This window comes from Enterococcus sp. AZ040, assembly GCF_050499185.1.
In the GTDB taxonomy this organism is placed as follows: Bacteria; Bacillota; Bacilli; order Lactobacillales; family Enterococcaceae; genus Enterococcus_D; species Enterococcus_D entomosocium.
Genome location: NZ_JBMHEW010000001.1, coordinates 234,116 through 250,867, shown reverse-complemented (window position 1 = coordinate 250,867; position 16,752 = coordinate 234,116). Strand labels below are relative to the sequence as shown.

Annotated in this window: 12 protein-coding genes; 4 read left to right on the top strand and 8 right to left on the bottom strand. The window is 43.3% G+C overall.

Features of this window, described 5'->3' with window-relative positions; genetic code table 11:
- Window positions 1-24: 24 nt before the first annotated feature.
- The 3 genes from guaA (at window position 25) to IGK63_RS01145 (ending at window position 3,775) form a co-directional block, all read left to right on the top strand.
- Entirely contained in the window at window positions 25-1,590 is a 1,566-nt protein-coding gene (guaA, locus tag IGK63_RS01155) for a glutamine-hydrolyzing GMP synthase (RefSeq protein WP_016611511.1), read from the top strand.
- 335 nt (window positions 1,591-1,925) lie between these two features.
- The gene (locus IGK63_RS01150) at window positions 1,926-2,801 is read left to right on the top strand and encodes a glycosyltransferase (protein WP_016611513.1); all 876 of its coding nucleotides are present in this window, start codon (window positions 1,926-1,928) and stop codon (window positions 2,799-2,801) included.
- A complete protein-coding gene (locus IGK63_RS01145; RefSeq protein ID WP_016611514.1) occupies window positions 2,798-3,775 on the top strand; it encodes a matrixin family metalloprotease in 978 nt (325 codons plus the stop codon). Before IGK63_RS01150 ends, IGK63_RS01145 begins: the two co-directional genes overlap by 4 nt.
- A gap of 322 nt (window positions 3,776-4,097) precedes the next feature.
- Here IGK63_RS01145 and IGK63_RS01140 read toward each other — a convergent pair whose 3' ends face one another.
- The 4 genes from IGK63_RS01140 to IGK63_RS01125 form a co-directional block, all read right to left on the bottom strand.
- Window positions 4,098-7,115 carry a polysaccharide lyase 8 family protein gene (locus IGK63_RS01140; protein WP_016611515.1) on the bottom strand — a complete coding sequence of 1,006 codons (3,018 nt, stop codon included), beginning with the start codon at window positions 7,113-7,115 and terminating at the stop codon, window positions 4,098-4,100.
- A gap of 204 nt (window positions 7,116-7,319) precedes the next feature.
- Window positions 7,320-8,129 carry a PTS system mannose/fructose/sorbose family transporter subunit IID gene (locus IGK63_RS01135; RefSeq protein ID WP_005226799.1) on the bottom strand — a complete coding sequence of 270 codons (810 nt, stop codon included), beginning with the start codon at window positions 8,127-8,129 and terminating at the stop codon, window positions 7,320-7,322.
- Window positions 8,113-8,901 (bottom strand): PTS mannose/fructose/sorbose/N-acetylgalactosamine transporter subunit IIC, encoded by a 789-nt coding sequence (locus IGK63_RS01130; RefSeq protein WP_005226797.1) that lies wholly within the window; start codon window positions 8,899-8,901, stop codon window positions 8,113-8,115. The genes IGK63_RS01135 and IGK63_RS01130 overlap by 17 nt, the downstream gene beginning before the upstream one ends.
- Window positions 8,902-9,041: 140 nt before the next feature.
- Window positions 9,042-10,004 (bottom strand): PTS mannose/fructose/sorbose transporter subunit IIAB, encoded by a 963-nt coding sequence (locus IGK63_RS01125; RefSeq protein WP_016611516.1) that lies wholly within the window; start codon window positions 10,002-10,004, stop codon window positions 9,042-9,044.
- A 190-nt stretch (window positions 10,005-10,194) separates the two neighbouring features.
- Between IGK63_RS01125 and IGK63_RS01120 the strand changes: the two genes are divergently transcribed.
- Entirely contained in the window at window positions 10,195-10,902 is a 708-nt protein-coding gene (locus IGK63_RS01120) for a GntR family transcriptional regulator (protein WP_034872082.1), read from the top strand.
- A gap of 24 nt (window positions 10,903-10,926) precedes the next feature.
- Here the strand turns inward: IGK63_RS01120 and IGK63_RS01115 are convergent, their stop codons facing one another.
- The 4 genes from IGK63_RS01115 to IGK63_RS01100 all read right to left on the bottom strand — a co-directional run bounded on the left by IGK63_RS01115 (window position 10,927) and on the right by IGK63_RS01100 (window position 16,598).
- Window positions 10,927-12,702 (bottom strand): glycoside hydrolase family 35 protein, encoded by a 1,776-nt coding sequence (locus tag IGK63_RS01115; RefSeq protein ID WP_429972421.1) that lies wholly within the window; start codon window positions 12,700-12,702, stop codon window positions 10,927-10,929.
- 13 nt (window positions 12,703-12,715) lie between these two features.
- Window positions 12,716-13,879, bottom strand: coding sequence for a glycoside hydrolase family 88 protein (locus IGK63_RS01110; RefSeq protein WP_016611520.1), 1,164 nt, complete (start codon window positions 13,877-13,879; stop codon window positions 12,716-12,718).
- 150 nt (window positions 13,880-14,029) lie between these two features.
- Window positions 14,030-14,857: a DUF7402 domain-containing protein gene (locus tag IGK63_RS01105; RefSeq protein ID WP_008376442.1), complete on the bottom strand. Its 828-nt coding sequence runs from the start codon at window positions 14,855-14,857 to the stop codon at window positions 14,030-14,032.
- Window positions 14,832-16,598, bottom strand: a complete 1,767-nt coding sequence (locus IGK63_RS01100) for a DUF2264 domain-containing protein (protein ID WP_016611521.1) — start codon at window positions 16,596-16,598, stop codon at window positions 14,832-14,834. The genes IGK63_RS01105 and IGK63_RS01100 overlap by 26 nt, the downstream gene beginning before the upstream one ends.
- Window positions 16,599-16,752 lie beyond the last annotated feature (154 nt).

Here is a 16,752-nt window from a genome sequence, read left to right as displayed (position 1 = left end):
CTAAAAGAATTGAGGTAATTTATTGTGACAAACGTTGACACTTTGCCAAACGTCGAAAAAATTATCGTACTTGATTACGGTAGTCAGTATAACCAGCTGATTACACGCCGTATTCGTGAGTTCGGTGTTTTCTCAGAATTATTGAGCCACCGCATTACCGCTGAAGAAGTAAAAGCGATGAATCCAAAAGGGATCATCTTATCTGGCGGACCAAACAGCGTCTACGACGAGAACTCTTTCGGTATCGACGAGAAAATTTTTGATTTAGGCATCCCAGTTTTAGGGATCTGTTACGGCATGCAGTTGATTACTTATAAATTAGGCGGAAAAGTTGAACCTGCCAAAAACCGTGAATACGGCAAAGCAGAATTGGAAGTCACTTCTGATGCAGCGGCCCTTTTCCAAAACACGCCCGCAACCCAAACCGTGTGGATGAGCCACGGGGACTTGGTCACTCAAGCACCTGCAGGCTTTGATGTTGTGGCGACGAGCAAAGATTGCCCGATTGCTTCTATCCAAGATGCAGAACGCAAAATGTACGGTATCCAATTCCACGCAGAAGTTCGCCATTCAGAATACGGCAACGACTTACTGCGTCACTTTGCCATTGACGTTTGTCAATGTACAGGTGATTGGACAATGGATAACTTCATTGATATGGAAATCGCAAAAATCCGCGAACAAGTGGGCGACAAAAAAGTCTTGCTTGGTCTTTCCGGCGGGGTCGATTCTTCTGTCGTTGGTGTTCTTTTACAAAAAGCGATTGGCGATCAACTGACTTGTATTTTTGTTGACCACGGCCTCTTGCGTAAAGGCGAAGCCGAGCAAGTAATGGAAAGCTTAGGTGGCAAATTCGGCTTGAACATCATCAAAGTTGATGCCAAAGAACGTTTCCTATCAAAACTTGCTGGGGTTTCTGATCCTGAAGAAAAACGCAAGATCATCGGGAATGAATTCGTGTATGTCTTCGATGATGAAGCAACCAAACTAGCTGGCGATGAAGGCGTTTCTTTCCTTGCCCAAGGAACCCTTTATACCGACGTCATCGAATCAGGAACCGAAACTGCTCAAACCATCAAATCACACCACAATGTGGGTGGGTTACCTGAAGACATGCAATTCAAATTGATCGAACCATTGAACACCTTGTTCAAAGACGAAGTCCGTGAATTAGGGACTCAACTTGGCATGCCAGACAGCATCGTATGGCGCCAACCATTCCCTGGACCAGGTCTAGGTATTCGTGTCCTTGGCGAATTGACAGAAGAAAAACTAACGATCGTCCGCGACTCGGACGCAATCTTGCGGGAAGAAATCGCAAATGCCGGCTTAGACCGCGACATTTGGCAATACTTCACCGTCTTACCAGGCATCCGCTCCGTCGGTGTCATGGGTGATGGCCGGACCTACGATTATACCGTCGGCATCCGTGCAGTCACTTCAATCGATGGCATGACCGCTGACTTTGCCCGCATCCCATGGGAAGTCCTACAAAAAATCAGCGTCCGCATCGTCAACGAAGTCGCACACGTTAATCGGATCGTGTATGATATTACGAGTAAACCACCTGCTACTGTGGAGTGGGAATAAAGTAGCAACCTCACTTGGTTGCGAAATATTGATTTAACAGTTTTTTAGTTCACTTGGAATGGATAACAATGACCTGTTTTACCTAGGTTCACCACCAAAATCCCGTCAGATTTCTCTGACGGGATTTTTGATTTAGGCTTAATCTGACAACCCTTTTGGGAAAATACGATAAGAAATTGTTGATTCTCGTTAACTATGTTAATCCCAATAGTGGGACTAACGCTCATATTGGAAATCAGATACGATAAAATAAGCTTAAATGCTTTTATTGCCTAAGTTTCTATAGAAGGTTTTTATTAAAAAATAAAAAACACTAAAAAGGGTGGACCTGAACTATGAAGAAGAAAGCTGTCGTTTATTGTGTTACGGGGTCACATATTCAATTAGCTGCAGTATCCATTGCGTCAATAGTAAATACTTATGAAGGGAATGAACCTTTAGATATATTAGTAGTTGTAAATGAACTAGGGAACGAAGAAATACTGAAATTGAAAAGTATTTCTAGATTATATGGAGAAAAAAATGTAATTATTACTATTTGGTATCCACCTAAAATAATAAACGAAATAAAGAATTATAGTAATTCGCGTTTTCCTGAAGTCACTCTGTGGAGATTATTTCTACCTTCATATTTTAGCAATTATGATTACATTCTCTATTTAGATAATGACACTATTGTATACGATGACGTATCCAATTTCTTTGATTTGATCCCTGATCAAAAATCAATTGCTGCAGTTAGAGACTTCTACTTCTCAGTTATAAGTGATACAGAGGACAGCTTTAAATATTTTGGCGTAAAAACTATGAAGAATTACTTCAATTCTGGAGTTATTTTATTTAATGTAGTTGTGTTCAATGAACAGATACGACCAGAAGCCATAGTACGTATGATAAATAAGAATGAATACTTGTATTTAGATCAAACCATTTTAAACATTCTTTGTGAGAGAAGTGTTGAGTTGTTGCCTTATGAATACAATTACCAGAAAGATGATCATTGGTTATTTGATTGGGCAAAAAATGTGAATCCACTCAAATTTTTGAAAATTGAAAAAGCTAGAAAAAATATAAAGATTCGACATTTCGTTGAATTTGAAAAAAATTCGATGCCCTGGGAGCATCTTTCCATACAAGATAGATGGGAAAAAGATTTTTGGAATTATCTGTATGAAATCAAGTCAACAAGTTTAAGGAGTGGAAAACAATGAAAAAAAAATTTTCAAGAATTCGTTCGTTATTTTTAATTGCATTAATTTACTCTATAGGAACAATTTCTGTAGATGCAAAGTCAGCCGACATAGCGAAGACGCCTATTGTTGATTATTACTATCCTGGAATATTGTATGGTACAGCTACTTGTGTTAACGAATACGGAACCATCATTTACGACTCAAACTCACTAGGACAAGCCTACCAAGAGGCTGTCAATGAAGCTGCGCAATCATGGAATCAGTCGATTGGGAGATCGGTAATTGTCGAAAAATCAAGTGTAAATGCAGCAGATAACCAAGTTGATTTAGTTTTGCAATCAACGGATGGCGATTCCTATGCAGATATGGGGTACTCCGGATTTGGTTGGGGGAATAGTACGAACAGAATATTTTTGAATAAAGCTGCTTTAAATGACGCATCATCTGGAAAAGGAACCTCCGGCTACGTACAGCTGGTTTCAACTATCCGACATGAAATGGGGCATACTTTAGGTCTCCAACATGACAATGGATCAGTGATGGCTGATTTATATGATGCCCAGGTTAGCAACAATCAAGAGATGCTGGATGCAGCGCAAAAAACGGCGGACTCAATTTCTAAGGGGATACTTCCTGCTGTCCCATTATTCAACAAATATGCGATACTAAATATCCTTAATAATAGGGATAAAGTCTATTATTTGAATAATCATCGTTCTAATCAAATTGCCTCAATCTTTTTAGATTCTCCTGCTGGAAAAATTTCTGGCGTTACTTTCATCGATCAAACAGGTGAAATAACAGGTAACTATAATTTGTATAAACTGTCTTTGTCCCCAAGAGATCCATATGTAGGAACAATTTCGAGTAATAATCTTATGAATAGAACTGTTTCAGTTACTGAAGATATTGTTTCTATTTATGGTCAACACTATTATCTTTTTGAAATTGATGGAGAAGAGTATATTGTTAATCGCCGCGCCTTCGGATAAATTCGCTACCAATTCTTACTTGAAAAGTTGCCACTGCAATCTTGGAAAAGTGTGCTTGCAATCTTAGATACATTCTTTAGTGGCAAACATACGCCTTTTAAGTAAGAAGAAAATTAGCAAACATTCCATGCTAATGCGCAAGTTTTCAGCATTTTCTGTGAGGATTTTTTTGACAAAACCTCGGCCCTTGAAAAGTAGTTAAAGGAATTAATAGTCAAAGAAAAATCTATGTTTAGCCTTTCATCGTTTCATTTTCTAGCTGACAAAAAACAGCTAGAGATTGATCCCTAGCTGATGATGAGATAGATAGTATTGAACGACCTTACTCCACCACAATCACTTTATTTCCACCGTCTTGCTCCGCAAAGTTTACCGTAAATAGATCCGTCGAAGCATCATAACTGATTCCATCACTTTGAGAGACGATTTTTTGGTAGTCTTTTGGCAATTTTAAGGTCATGGTCGTCGTTGTTTGAGTTGGATCAGAAAAGGCATAGATGGTTTTGCCTTCTCTACTTGTTCTAATCAATGAAAGAGGTTTGTTAGTAGTAATATCGGCGACACTACCTCCATCATTCTGCCAAAAATTGATACCTAAATAGTCAGTTTGATCAAGTTTTACGGCTTGAACTTCCGAGGTATTGGCTAAAATCTCCAGCGGTTTTTCTTGGGCATAGGCAGTCAGTTCTGTTTCATTGATACCTGGCAACATGACATACGCATAATGATCCTCCATGGGATTTTTGCCATGATTGATCAAGAATTTTCGATATTCTCCGGTATAAACCGCATTACTTGGAAAGGCCTCATTGATTTCTGTATAGCTGCCTGTTCGTGTTTCACTTACCACGTTTACTGTCGTTTCTTCTGGAAAATAGTAACCGATATTGGCCTGGGAATGATCGGAGTCTAACAACAACCACTGCTTGCTACTTGTTTCATTTGACTGATCAATACTTCCTTGATCAGAAAGGATTTGATAGGTATACGCATCGTTTAGTAAGCGATTATCCACGACCGTCTCAATAGAAGCTGTCGTATCACCAGTGATTCCCGCACCTAAAGCGACAATCTGCCCATCAATGATAAACCACGATTTTTTTGCCCGCACGTTCATAGGTAAAACATTCCCGTTATTTTTTGTACCCGTTTTGTTTAATGCCATTCCCACCGCAGCTGCACCATCATAAGCCACACCGCCTACCCACTTTTCTGGAGACGTTACCGTTGTAAAAGCTGAATTTTCATCCGCTAATTGTATGGTGTCCACGGTTGTTCCTGGCAAGCGATATGGATCGACGGTCGGCCAATAGCTAGAATTGAATTGAACTTGATCATCATTATAGAGGTAGAGCATCCCGTCTGCTGTATGCCACCCACGCTTGTTTTCCTTGTTGCCAGCTTCAAAGGAAGAAATGCGACTGGAATATAGTCCTAAACCCACCATATAATCAGTTGTTCGTTGAACAAAGCGATCCATTGAAGCGTACAGTTTTGTTCCCGTAAAAGGTAATGCATCCCCTGTAATCGATGGGTCTGCCAAGAGATTCATTGTCATTTGTAAATCATTGAAGTCTCTTGCATTCGTCAAATAATAGTCTGGATTTTCTTTGAGCCAATACTTGGCAGCTTCACGGAATTTTTGCTGGTATTGGGTTGGTGCGAATTGGGATACGATCAGCAAATTATAAACTGTTGATGAGCCATAACCGACTTTGTTTTTGGCTGGAGCTCTTGAAATCGAACGACCATTGACCAACGGCAGCATTTCTCCTTGATAGATCAACGGCAAGAATGCTTGATCAACATTTTTAACAAACGTTTGTACGAGATCAGCGTCCATCTCAAAACTTGATCCTTGCGTGATAGCTAGAATTTGTCCCACACCCTTGATCAGTACATTTCCATAAGAACCAGTATAAGGGATCGTATTATGCTGAATAAAGGAGCCATCTTTATAAAAACCATCGCCTTTTGTGACTAACTGAAATACTTCTTCGATACTTGCTGAAGCTTGAGTGATTTTCCCAGCGTCCCTTTGCAAAATGCCCAAGCCTAATACAGTAAGCGCGAGATCTGTACGATTAGCACCAGAAGTCACAAAATTTGGAATAAAAGCAAGCTCAGTAAAACTGCCTTGTGTCTTCGTATACAATTGCTTGAAGGGATCTGGTACATAACTGCTGATAATGGCAGTGTATTGCTGTAATTTCTCGGACGGTAACTCAGCGCCTAAAATCATTAAAGTACTGATCAGTTTTTGCGGGACACCGATTTGCCAATCCCACCAGTTTCCATGGTACTTTTTCCCATCATACCCTTTTCGAGTGACCATGAAATCTATCCCATCAATAATCGTCGTCGCCACTGCATCATCTTGATACAAAGAACTACCTTTCGTGCCATAGGCTAAAGCCATTTTCTGTAATTTTGTAAATTGAGTCGTTACATCCGCTGAAGCAGTATTCCCTTGTTCGAGGGGCCATAGGCTCGTTCGATCAGATGCTTTATTTATGGTTTGATACAACGCCTCAGCTTCTGAGGTGACCATCTGCACGTAATCAGCCATAGTCGGATTATTTGGATCATAGTGATCGGAAACCAGTTGATTTTGCCATTTTTCTTGCAGCTTCATAAATTCTGCTGTATGATCTTCCACGGGCAAGCTGCCGATAGGACCGCTGCGCATCGATAATACCTTCAGCTTAGATAAATTGCCAAACAAACGGATACCCACATACCCGGACCAGTCCCCATCAATTGCCGTACCATTGGGATAGTTTACCTTTTGATTCTCATAAAATAGCTGATCATTTAAAAAGGCACGAAAACTCGAGCCCTCATACTGAAGCAAGAGTTTATATTTTTGTCCCGCAATCAAAGTAGGTCCAGAAATAGCTGTCAGCCATTTTCCACCTGGTTGACCAAGTTGCCACTGCCCATCACGATTATAAGCAAACGATTGCCACTGATCTGTCTTTTGTTCATCTGCGCGAAAGACCACCCCAATGTTCGCTTGGTCTTCATATAAGAAAGTAGTTTCAAAATCCCCTGAAGACCGCTTGGGAGCATCTTTGTTGAGCGTTACTGATTCCAGATTGGTGCCTTGCTTCGTATTACTGATCATTAAACCAGTAGCATTTTGTGCTACTTCGGCTTTCCCGACTAAATCTTGCCAAGACCCTTTCTGGTTAGAAAAATCCGAGTGATAGATCGATTCTGCTTCCGGCAATTCGGGTATTTGTTCCTCGGCATTTCCAGAAAGACGAGTGGCGCCAACTACCGAATACAGCAACAAGAAACACCCCATGATCAGCAGATATTTTTTCCCTTTTTCCATCCTTTACTCCTCCTATTTCCCCGCGCAAAAGATAGCGCTATCATTTTGTGGAATGGGAAAAGAGTGAAGAAATTCATTTCCGCACTCTTTTCCATTTAGTTCAACTATTCTAAAAAAGAAAACAGGTTGACTACCCTAACTACTTATACGATTTACAAAACAATAACAGCAGCTGCCCATTTCCTTTTACACCATGATTCTTTCTTAACCCAAAATACCAAACGCACTCAAAACGATCGACAAGATCAAGATGATCCAAATCACTCGAGTGGAATTTAGTTTCTTTTGGCCTAACATCCAGTAGGTCAGCAAGACGAGCAAGATAGGTACAAGGGATGGCAAGATGGCATCCAATGTGTCTTGGATCACTAATTCGACGCCGTCTTTTTTATAGACAAAAGGAACGGTCGCTTTAACGACAGAGGGAATCAAAGCACCAATCACTGTGACCCCTAAAACGGTTGCGGCATTGGTGAAGGCAGATAATTTGTCTTTCAAGGTCGTCACTAATTTGACCCCTTGTTTGTAACCTAGGGGAAGCAACGCTGCCCGACCGAAAAGTAACGCGATGTTGGCGATGATCCAGATGACACAACCAACGACGGAACCATTTTGCGCCAATGTGCCAGCAACAGAGCCAAAGATCGTTCCCCAAATCACGTGGAACAAGGAGTCACCGACACCGGCCAAGGAACCCATCAAGGCCGTTTTCAAGGCGATGATCGTTTCTTTGGCTTTGTGTCCGTCTTGTTCTTCGATAGCGACATCGATCCCCATGATCAAGTTCCCAAAGATCGCATTGGTATTGAAAAATTGATTGTGGGTCCGCAGCATATCTTGCAGCTGGGTTTCATCATGGCCATAGAATTTTTTCAAGACGGGCAGGATGCCGTAAAGGTAGCCTGAACTCATCATTCGCTCATAGTTCCAGTTTAATTGGCTTGCCAAAATATAGCGCCAGCTAATGGTATTCAACTCTTTTTTTGTCAGTTTTTGATCACTCATCGCCATCATATCCTCCTTCAAAATCTCCAGCAGCTGCCGTTGCAACCGTGCCTTTTTCGCTATCACGTTTAAAGACTAACATTGCTGCTACAAGTCCGATGATGGAAACGCCGAGCATTGGTACTTGCAGATACGCAGCTAAAAAGAAGCCTAATAACAAATAAGGAATGTAGTGCTTTGTTGGCAAGTAGCGCAATAAGATCGCTACCCCGACGACTGGCAAGACGCCACCAGCGGTTTTTAGTCCGGTCATCAGCCATTCTGGCGTGTTATCGGTAATCGTCGTAACGACTGCATCTCCAGCTAAAAGCATCAATAAAATCGGAATCGCCCGTGACAATCCCCATAAGAAAGAACCCGATAAAACTAACCGTGGGATTCGTTTGACTTGCATGTTGTCGATGGCTCTATCGATCCGGTGTAGTAGAAATACGTTACAAAAACGAGCCACGACATCCAGTTGCAGCATCAGCAAGGACACTGGAACTGCTAAGCCGATGCCATATTCCGCGCCGTTTCCTGAGATCACGGCAAACGCTGTTCCCAGTACTGCGCCGGTAAAATAATCCGGGACGGATGCACCACCAAATGCGGCGATCCCCAAACGCATCAACTGTAAGGTCCCACCGACCATCAAACCGGTCTTTAAGTCCCCCATGATCATTCCAGAAATCATTCCGGCGATCGCTGGTTGGGTCAACGTATTGGAAATAAGTGAATCATTAATAGCAATAAAAGCATAAACAGTAATAAGAATGATTTGATACGCTGCTAAATGCATGAATTTTCCTCCTAATTGTATGAACGAGTCTTAACTGGCTAGTTATCGATCGTTATGTCGCCTCAGATAAATCGTGAAAAACACTCGTTTTTTGACAAATCTTCCGCTACATATTCTCCTCGATTCAATCCCTGCCTGGTTTATCCTCGTAATTTCTTCATAAAGTCGATCGATGGTTCATTGGGTACAAGCTGTGCCGTGACGGTGATGCCTTTTGCGGCGATCGCTTCAAAGATCGGCTCTTCTTCTGGCAGTACTTGAATGCTTTTGGTCACTTCCCGTGCGCCTTCTTTGTAGCTCATGTTGCCGACGTTGATCGCTTTGATCGGTCCATCTGCTTCAATATAACGCAAAACATCTTGGGGATTTTTGAAAAGTAAAAACAACCGTTGTTTTCCATAACGACCGGCGCGAATATTTTTGGCTGCCGTTGCCACTGGAAGGACGGAAAGTCGCATCGAAGTTGGCGCTGCCATTCGTAAAGAAGATTTTTGTAATGGGTCTACGGCGGCTTCATCATTGGCTACGATGATCCGTTGCGTGTTTAAACTGGTGGACCAGATACCGGCGACTTGTCCATGGATCAAGCGCTCATCGATTCGACTATTGACGATATTTTCTTGCCCAGCATACGCACTGTAATCCCCTAATTCCTCTTGCTTTTCTTCTAACATCTCTTGTTCTGCTTGGTTCATCCCTGCTTTGACATCAACGATGTTTTCTTTGGCTAAGCAAAGCAGCTCTTTGATCGTCGCTCGTTGATTGACGACTGCCTCGATCACTACGGACAATGTCATTCCAGCGAAGATCGCCACTTCGTCATCCTCTAAATAATTCTTGACTGCAACGTTGCACGGGGTTCCTCCTAATAAATCCGCAATAATCAATGTTGAACCGTTAAGGGCTTTCATTTTCTCGTTCAATTCTTTCTCAAATTGTAGATTGTCACTATCTGGTCGTAATGAAACGGTGTGAACGTTTGCTTGCTGGCCTACGATCATCTCCAGACTGCTTTTGACCCCTTCTGCCATGCCGCCATGACTGATCAATACAATGTTTTCCACTAATTTCCCTCCTACTCCGCAGGTCGCCCCACTTAACATGTTATGTTCCTTGTAAGCATACTATACCACATGGCAAGCCATTCGTAAACCTAATATCTTAACATATTGAATTTTATTTTTCAGGCCTGTATAGACTGGAAAACAACGAATTTTCTACACTAATTAAGTGGCAGGAAAGGATTTAACATGTTATGCTTGATGTATTCATATGGAATGGAGGGAAACCACTGTGCTGCCAAAGTATGAGCAGATCAAGCAAGATCTTTTACAAGAAATCAAAGACCATAAATTCATTCCCGGTGATAAGTTTTATTCAGAGGCAGATATCAAGCGGATGTATTCTGTTAGTTCAATCACGGCAGTCAAAGCGTTGAATGAATTGACGAGTGCTGGCTATCTGTATCGCATCCAAGGCAAAGGGACCTTTGTTTCAAAAGCAAAAGTATCTCAGAGTGTGAAGTTTTCCGACATTGAGCTGCATTCACTGGACCAAGAAAAGGTCAAGGTCCTTGCGGTGGAAGAAGGAAATGACCCAGAGATTTTGAAAGAATTAGGATTGGCTGCCAGTGCTTCCTACTACCGAATCAAACGAGTCCGCTATTTTGGCGACGTTCCTTTCTTGGTTCACATCACTCATTTGCCGAAGAAGCTGATGAAAGAACCGATCGCCAAAAACCTCAACCAATATGCTAGTGTTTATGAGCGGGTCCGAAAAGACTTTGCGATCGACATTTTCTCATTGGCTTCTGTTGAAACCAACGAAATCGTCTTTCCTGATGACGCTGAATTGTTGAACTTATTGCAACTGAGCTTCCGAGAGCCTGCGGTCAAACAAGTCAAGCACTCCTATTTGGCAGATGGAAGTGTCGCTGAATACATCGTCAGCTACAAGCATTGGAAATATTTCAAAACAAAAATAGAAGTAGAGCCCGCGTAAATTTGGGTCTCTACTTCTAGTTTTTTATTCTACGACAGGTTGATCACAGAAAACGAGTTCCTTGATCTCAACGCCATCGGTTTCAAATACCACGACTTCGTTGCTGCCTTTTTTCAAAAATTCTTTCGGACAGTATAAGGAATGCACGGGGCCACGTTGCCAATAGCGACCAAGATTGATGCCATTGACGATAACGACGCCTTTCCCATACCCACGGCAATTGATAAACGTATCTCCTACCTCTGTCAGCGTGAAGGTCGTTTGATAAAAGGAGGGGTGTGTCGGATTTTTTCCTGCTTGATAATCGATGGCTTGTAGCTGCTCTGCGGAAAGCGTCAATGGGTAATGACGATAGCCTTGATGAAAATGAATATCTTGCATGATGCCTCCACGGATACCTTTGGCTTGTGTAGGCCCGTTCAATTTAAACCCGTAATTCACGCGCCCTAAGTTTTCCACTAAGACATCTAGCTCGATGGTTTCTTTATCTGGTGCCCCTTGGATCAACAGCTCCTCGCCTAGCGTTTCTTGGTATTGAATCGCCTGTAATTGGCCGTCGGTAAAAATATGCAACCGATCGCTAGCTTCTACCACTTTTAATTTGTTTTCTCGATGATAGTTTTTTAACTGAACCGAATAGAGCAAATAGCCGTAGCCTGTGCTGACAGTTTCCATTGTTAGTGGATACATGTTTTCTTGCGGTGCCATCAGCTGATCTTTGATAGCCAATAATGAGACACTGTTTTCGATGGGAAAGGTTCCTAATGCCGCTAATTGCTTGGTCCGTGGTTTGGCTTGCCACACTTCGGGACAGGCTTCTTTTATGGCTTTTTGTACCTGATAGTATTTGTCGGTAGGTTCTCCTGCTTCTGTCAGTAAAGCATCGTAATCATAGCTGGACACTTGTGGTAGATCCAGCGCTCCCCGAGCGGAACAGCCATTGTAAAAGCCAAAGTTCGTACCTCCATGGAACATGTAAAGATTCAAGGAGCCGACTGCTAACATCTCTTTGACTTCATTGGCTAAGTCTTGACCGTCTCGCTTGATGATTGGCTCGCCCCAGCGGTTGAACCAGCCATCCCAGTATTCCATGCACATGATGGGCCAATTTTTGCCATGTTTTGCCATGAAATCTTTCATCACAGCCGCATTTTCCTTGGAACGACTGCCGAAATTGCCTGTGACAAAGACGTCGTCTTCAATCAATGTTCCAGCGTCCAAGACTTCTTCCCATGCCCCATCTGAGGTAAACAAGGGTACATCGATGCCGTATTCTTCCATCAACTCCTTGGTCTGGCGCAAATACGCTTTTTCCATTCCATAAGAGCCGTACTCATTTTCCACCTGCATCATGATCACTGGTCCCCCATGGGTGATCTGCAACGGCACAAGCTTTGGCAACAAGACCTGGAAATAGTTGCGCACCTTTGCCATGAAGCGTGGGTCGGTTGAGCGCAACCGCATCGGTTCATTTAACAGCCAAGCTGGCAACCCGCCAAATTCCCATTCAGCACAGATGTAGACGGAAGGTCGTAAAATGACCATCAAGCCAAGCGTTTGGGCTTGCTTTACAAAAGCACAGATGTCTTTCATTCCTTCAAAGTCGTAGACTCCTTCACGAGGTTCGTGGAGATTCCAAGGAATGTAGGTCTCAACTGTGTTGGCTCCCAGTGCTTTTAGATTGTAGAGGCTATCTGTCCATTGCGCCGGTGTCATGCGGAAATAATGGATCGCTCCGCTGATCAATTTGATTGGTTTTCCATCTAACAAAAAATCTTCTTTTATCTCAAACGTTCGCATGTCGTCTTCCCCTTTACCAGTATCTTTGCCAATCAGGCAATGCCAATCGGATCAATCCTTCTAAATAGAAATAATCACCCCAAAGATTGGGCTCATCGATGCCTTTGCCTTCCGCATGAGCATACACACCATGCAGCAATAATCCTTCATTTTCTGGCACTTGGCTCGCTGCATAATGTTCGCCTAATTGGTAAAGCATCCCTTTAGCGATTTTTTTAGCATCGGGATATGCCCCCATTTTCTCTGCTTCCAACAAGCCACAAGCCGCAATCGCTAAAGCAGAGCTGTCTTTTTCAGCAGGATGTTGGTCGTTAAAATCAAAGTCCCAATACGGTACCAAATCTGCTGGCAAATGAGCCAAAAACACCTCCACGATCTGCGGATAATTTTCTGGAAAAGGCTGACTATGCAGGTAGCTTTCATTCAAAGGAAGCCCTAAAATCGCCCAGCTCTGCCCTCGTGCCCAAATCGATTGGTCGCTGTTTCCTTGATGCGTCGCACCGTGACTTGGCTGCCCCGTCTCAGGATCGAAATAATACGTATGAAAGGTGGTGGCGTCATTCTTAATGACGGTCTTTCGGACTGTCTGATAATGCTTACTCGCAGCCTCTGCGTAGCGAGGCTCTCCCGACAATTGAGTTGCTGCAAATAAAAGCGGCAAGTTCAGTAGCGAATCAATAATCAAGCGGTATTCTTGTGGGTCGCCATAAGCGCCCCAAGCTTGAATAAATTCCCCCTTTTCTTGAAACCGTGCCGACAAAACATCTGCTGCTTGAATGACTTCTTGCTTGCAGTGTTCATCGCCAGTGATCTTGTAGCCCGCACCGGCAGATAAGCTATATAAAAAACCAATATCATGATGATCTAATACAAAATGGTCGTCTAAACGCGTTTGAAAACTGTCGATATTTGCCATAGCTCGATCAAGAAAGTTCTTTTCCTTGGTCCACTCATAGGCGAGCCACAACATCCCGGTCCAAAAGCCATTGGTCCAATCATCGTTGCCTTTCAGCCGATATTTGCCATTGGTGGCACAGGCTGAAGGAAATTGTGTGCCAAAGCGCTGACTATTTTTTTCGATCTGTTGGATGCACGCGGTGATTTTATCCGCTAACCACACATCGGTCACTTTTTCTCCTAACAGGATCAAGCGTTGTTTGTTCTCTTGCAGACGCATATTTATCCTCTCCTTAACTTGTTAACATATTAACTGAAATCATTATAACGTAAACGCACAAAAAAAGCGACCTTCCTTCCTTGATTCCTAAAAAAAAGAGCATGACAACTGCACACAAATGCAGACCTGTCATACTCTCGTCCTCTTTTTTTAACAGTTCCAACCAAATACTTCGATTTGTGTAAGAGCTGGGAAGGGGGAATCATCCTCTGCTTTTTGCAGCTCTTTATAGGTCAGCTTAGTCGTTTCTTTTTTCGGAAAACGAACTTCTTGAAAAGACGCCGTATTTGTCGTTTCCACCACCAGCTCTTCTCCATCAGCAAAGACCAAGGTCCCTTTGGTCCAGTAGCTATCATGGGGATAATCTGCCCGCAATAGGAAGCGAACCCGATCAATCAAGACGGGACGACCAAACTCAATGGTCAACGCAGCATCGGCTTGCTGATTGATGCCCCAAGAAGCAAACGGATACGACCCGTGGGATCGGTTGCCATATTTTCCATCAATCGCATTCTTGGCAAAAAAGACGGAATCATCTCGCGTTTCCACATTCGCTGAAGCATGAGGATACGCCCCTGTCGCTGACTTTTGATCATGGGCATTGAAGGATAAATTTTGATAATTCGTGATCTCAAACGCATGGGCTTTGCGCACCATCAGGTGATGGCGCTGCGAGGTAAAGGCCGTTTCCACCGAGGACTTTCGAGCGGACTCCGTCCAAGGAATCTGATACTCCCAAGTGGATTGGGAAAGATAGATCAGTGATGGTGCTAAGGTTTCATCAAGCTGAAGGACATAATACGGATTTTCCCCCGTCACCTCAATAACGATCTTATCTCCTTCCTCATAGGGATAGTTTTTAATGGCTAATACGGCCAAATCATCATCAGAAACTTGAAATGGCGCGGGTTCTTTTTCATGGTCGATGCGACCGACGATCACCTGGTCCTGCTTATTTTTTATTGCTAGCGTAATCATTTGGATCGCTCCTTTCTTTTTCTACGATACCACCGACTAAACAAATCAAACGGTGCTTCCCGGGCGGAATATGTTGTGCTAAGTATGGAAAACTGGTTCTTGGAAAAAAGACGGAGGTATTGGCTTCTGGCTGAACAATACTGGCTTGTTGATAGCCTTCGATGTTGATGATTTGAGAACAAAAGCCCCCTTCACTGACTCGACTCCAGGTCGGTCCTGTTTGGGCCTGAGGCAACCGTCCAGTTAGCGGTACACTAAATCCGCCCTCACGAAGGTCCAACGAAATCGTCGTCGTCAACTCGTGCACGCGCACATGCCACTGACCAAATGGATAAATCTCAGTTTCAATAACTACCTCCTCAAAGGGAGCCCATTGGAAAAAGACGCCTTTTTCCGTCACTCGATAATCCATGACTGCGCCCTTCGTGCGAAAATAGCTGCCATCTCGAGCAATAGCTAATGTGCTATCGAAGGCGCCTTCGGCATACGTGACGCCGGCTTTCGGCACACTGAAGCCAAATTTGCTCGAATAGACGAATTTGCTGTATTTTGCTTGAGCATGCGCTTGCTGTTCAAGCATCAAACCTGCAGGATACCCCAACAAATGATGGTTTTTTTCATTGTGCACCAGCAACATATTGCCTTTTTCAATCCGTTTTTGCGGCTCTCTCTTGATTGGCTCAGGTTCAGCCCGCCAAAAAGGATGCGTTTCTGCGACCGCTAAAAGCAAAAAGGTCTTAAGCCCCCAGTAAGGCGAGCCTGGTGCATTGTACCCTTCTGCCATCACTTGATTTTCATAGTGGTATCCGATGGACAAGCGACCATCGAAAGTGAAAATCTCCTGCGCCATCCAATTGCGCAAGTATTTCGCCAGTAGTCCTCGCACCTGTCCCCATGGGATCGCTTCGACATCTGCGAAAACCAGCGCCGAGAAAAAAGCACCTTGCGCAAACCGATAGGTCAGGCTGCGGCCATAGGGCAAGGCTTCGCCGTCTTCATCAAAATAATAGATGAAATCTTGGGCAAATCGGGTGGCTCGTTCTTTAAAACGCTGTGCCCATTCTGGGTCTTCGTCTTGCATAAATGTAGCGTAAATCAAGCCATAATAATGAAACGCAAAAGGAATATAGTAATCTCGCTGCGTCGTTTTCCCATCTACGTACCAACCATCGCCAATGTACATGGAATCGATCAATGCCAACTCTTGGGACAATGCTTCTTTTGCCAACGGTTCCCCACAGTGAAACAGGGCAACGCGAATCAACACTTTGAAGAATGTCCAGTTGTTCTTAGGAATCTTGCACTCAAGTGCTTGGGATAGCCAAGCCACTAGCTTTCGCTGGTTCTTCTGCGGCAACGCTGTCCAAAAAGCGTCCTTTTGCAATAAAAGAGTCAATGACAATGCGGCTGCTTCCACGATGTATTGATCATAATCCGTGATCCTTCCCCAGTAAAATGCGTGTTCAGGATCTGTCCCCGCGATCACTTTTTCCACATAAGCTGCTCGTAACGGATCATCTGAGCAAATCCTCCAATAAGGCGCCAGCCCCCACAAAGGACGCACAAGCGCTTCCATCTCAGCCCGTGTTCGGTCATACACGGCCCCACTGCTACCTAGATTCAATCCTGGATAGTCATCTGCCAAGATCGCTTCTCGCAAAGGAGCGATCATGTCTTCCACTGCCCGCTGATAATCCAGACGCGTCAAAAACGGATTCTCTTTGATTGCCATTTGCTTCATACGCTATCTCCTTCTGTCAATTTACAGAACAGAATAGCAAGCCACGACTTTTTTATCAAGCGATTTTCTACTGGCAATACTTCTGAAAAATGAGAAAAGATTTTGAGGGATTTTTAACTTAACCTGTTAAGAAAAAAAGAGGAATTGAAACTAT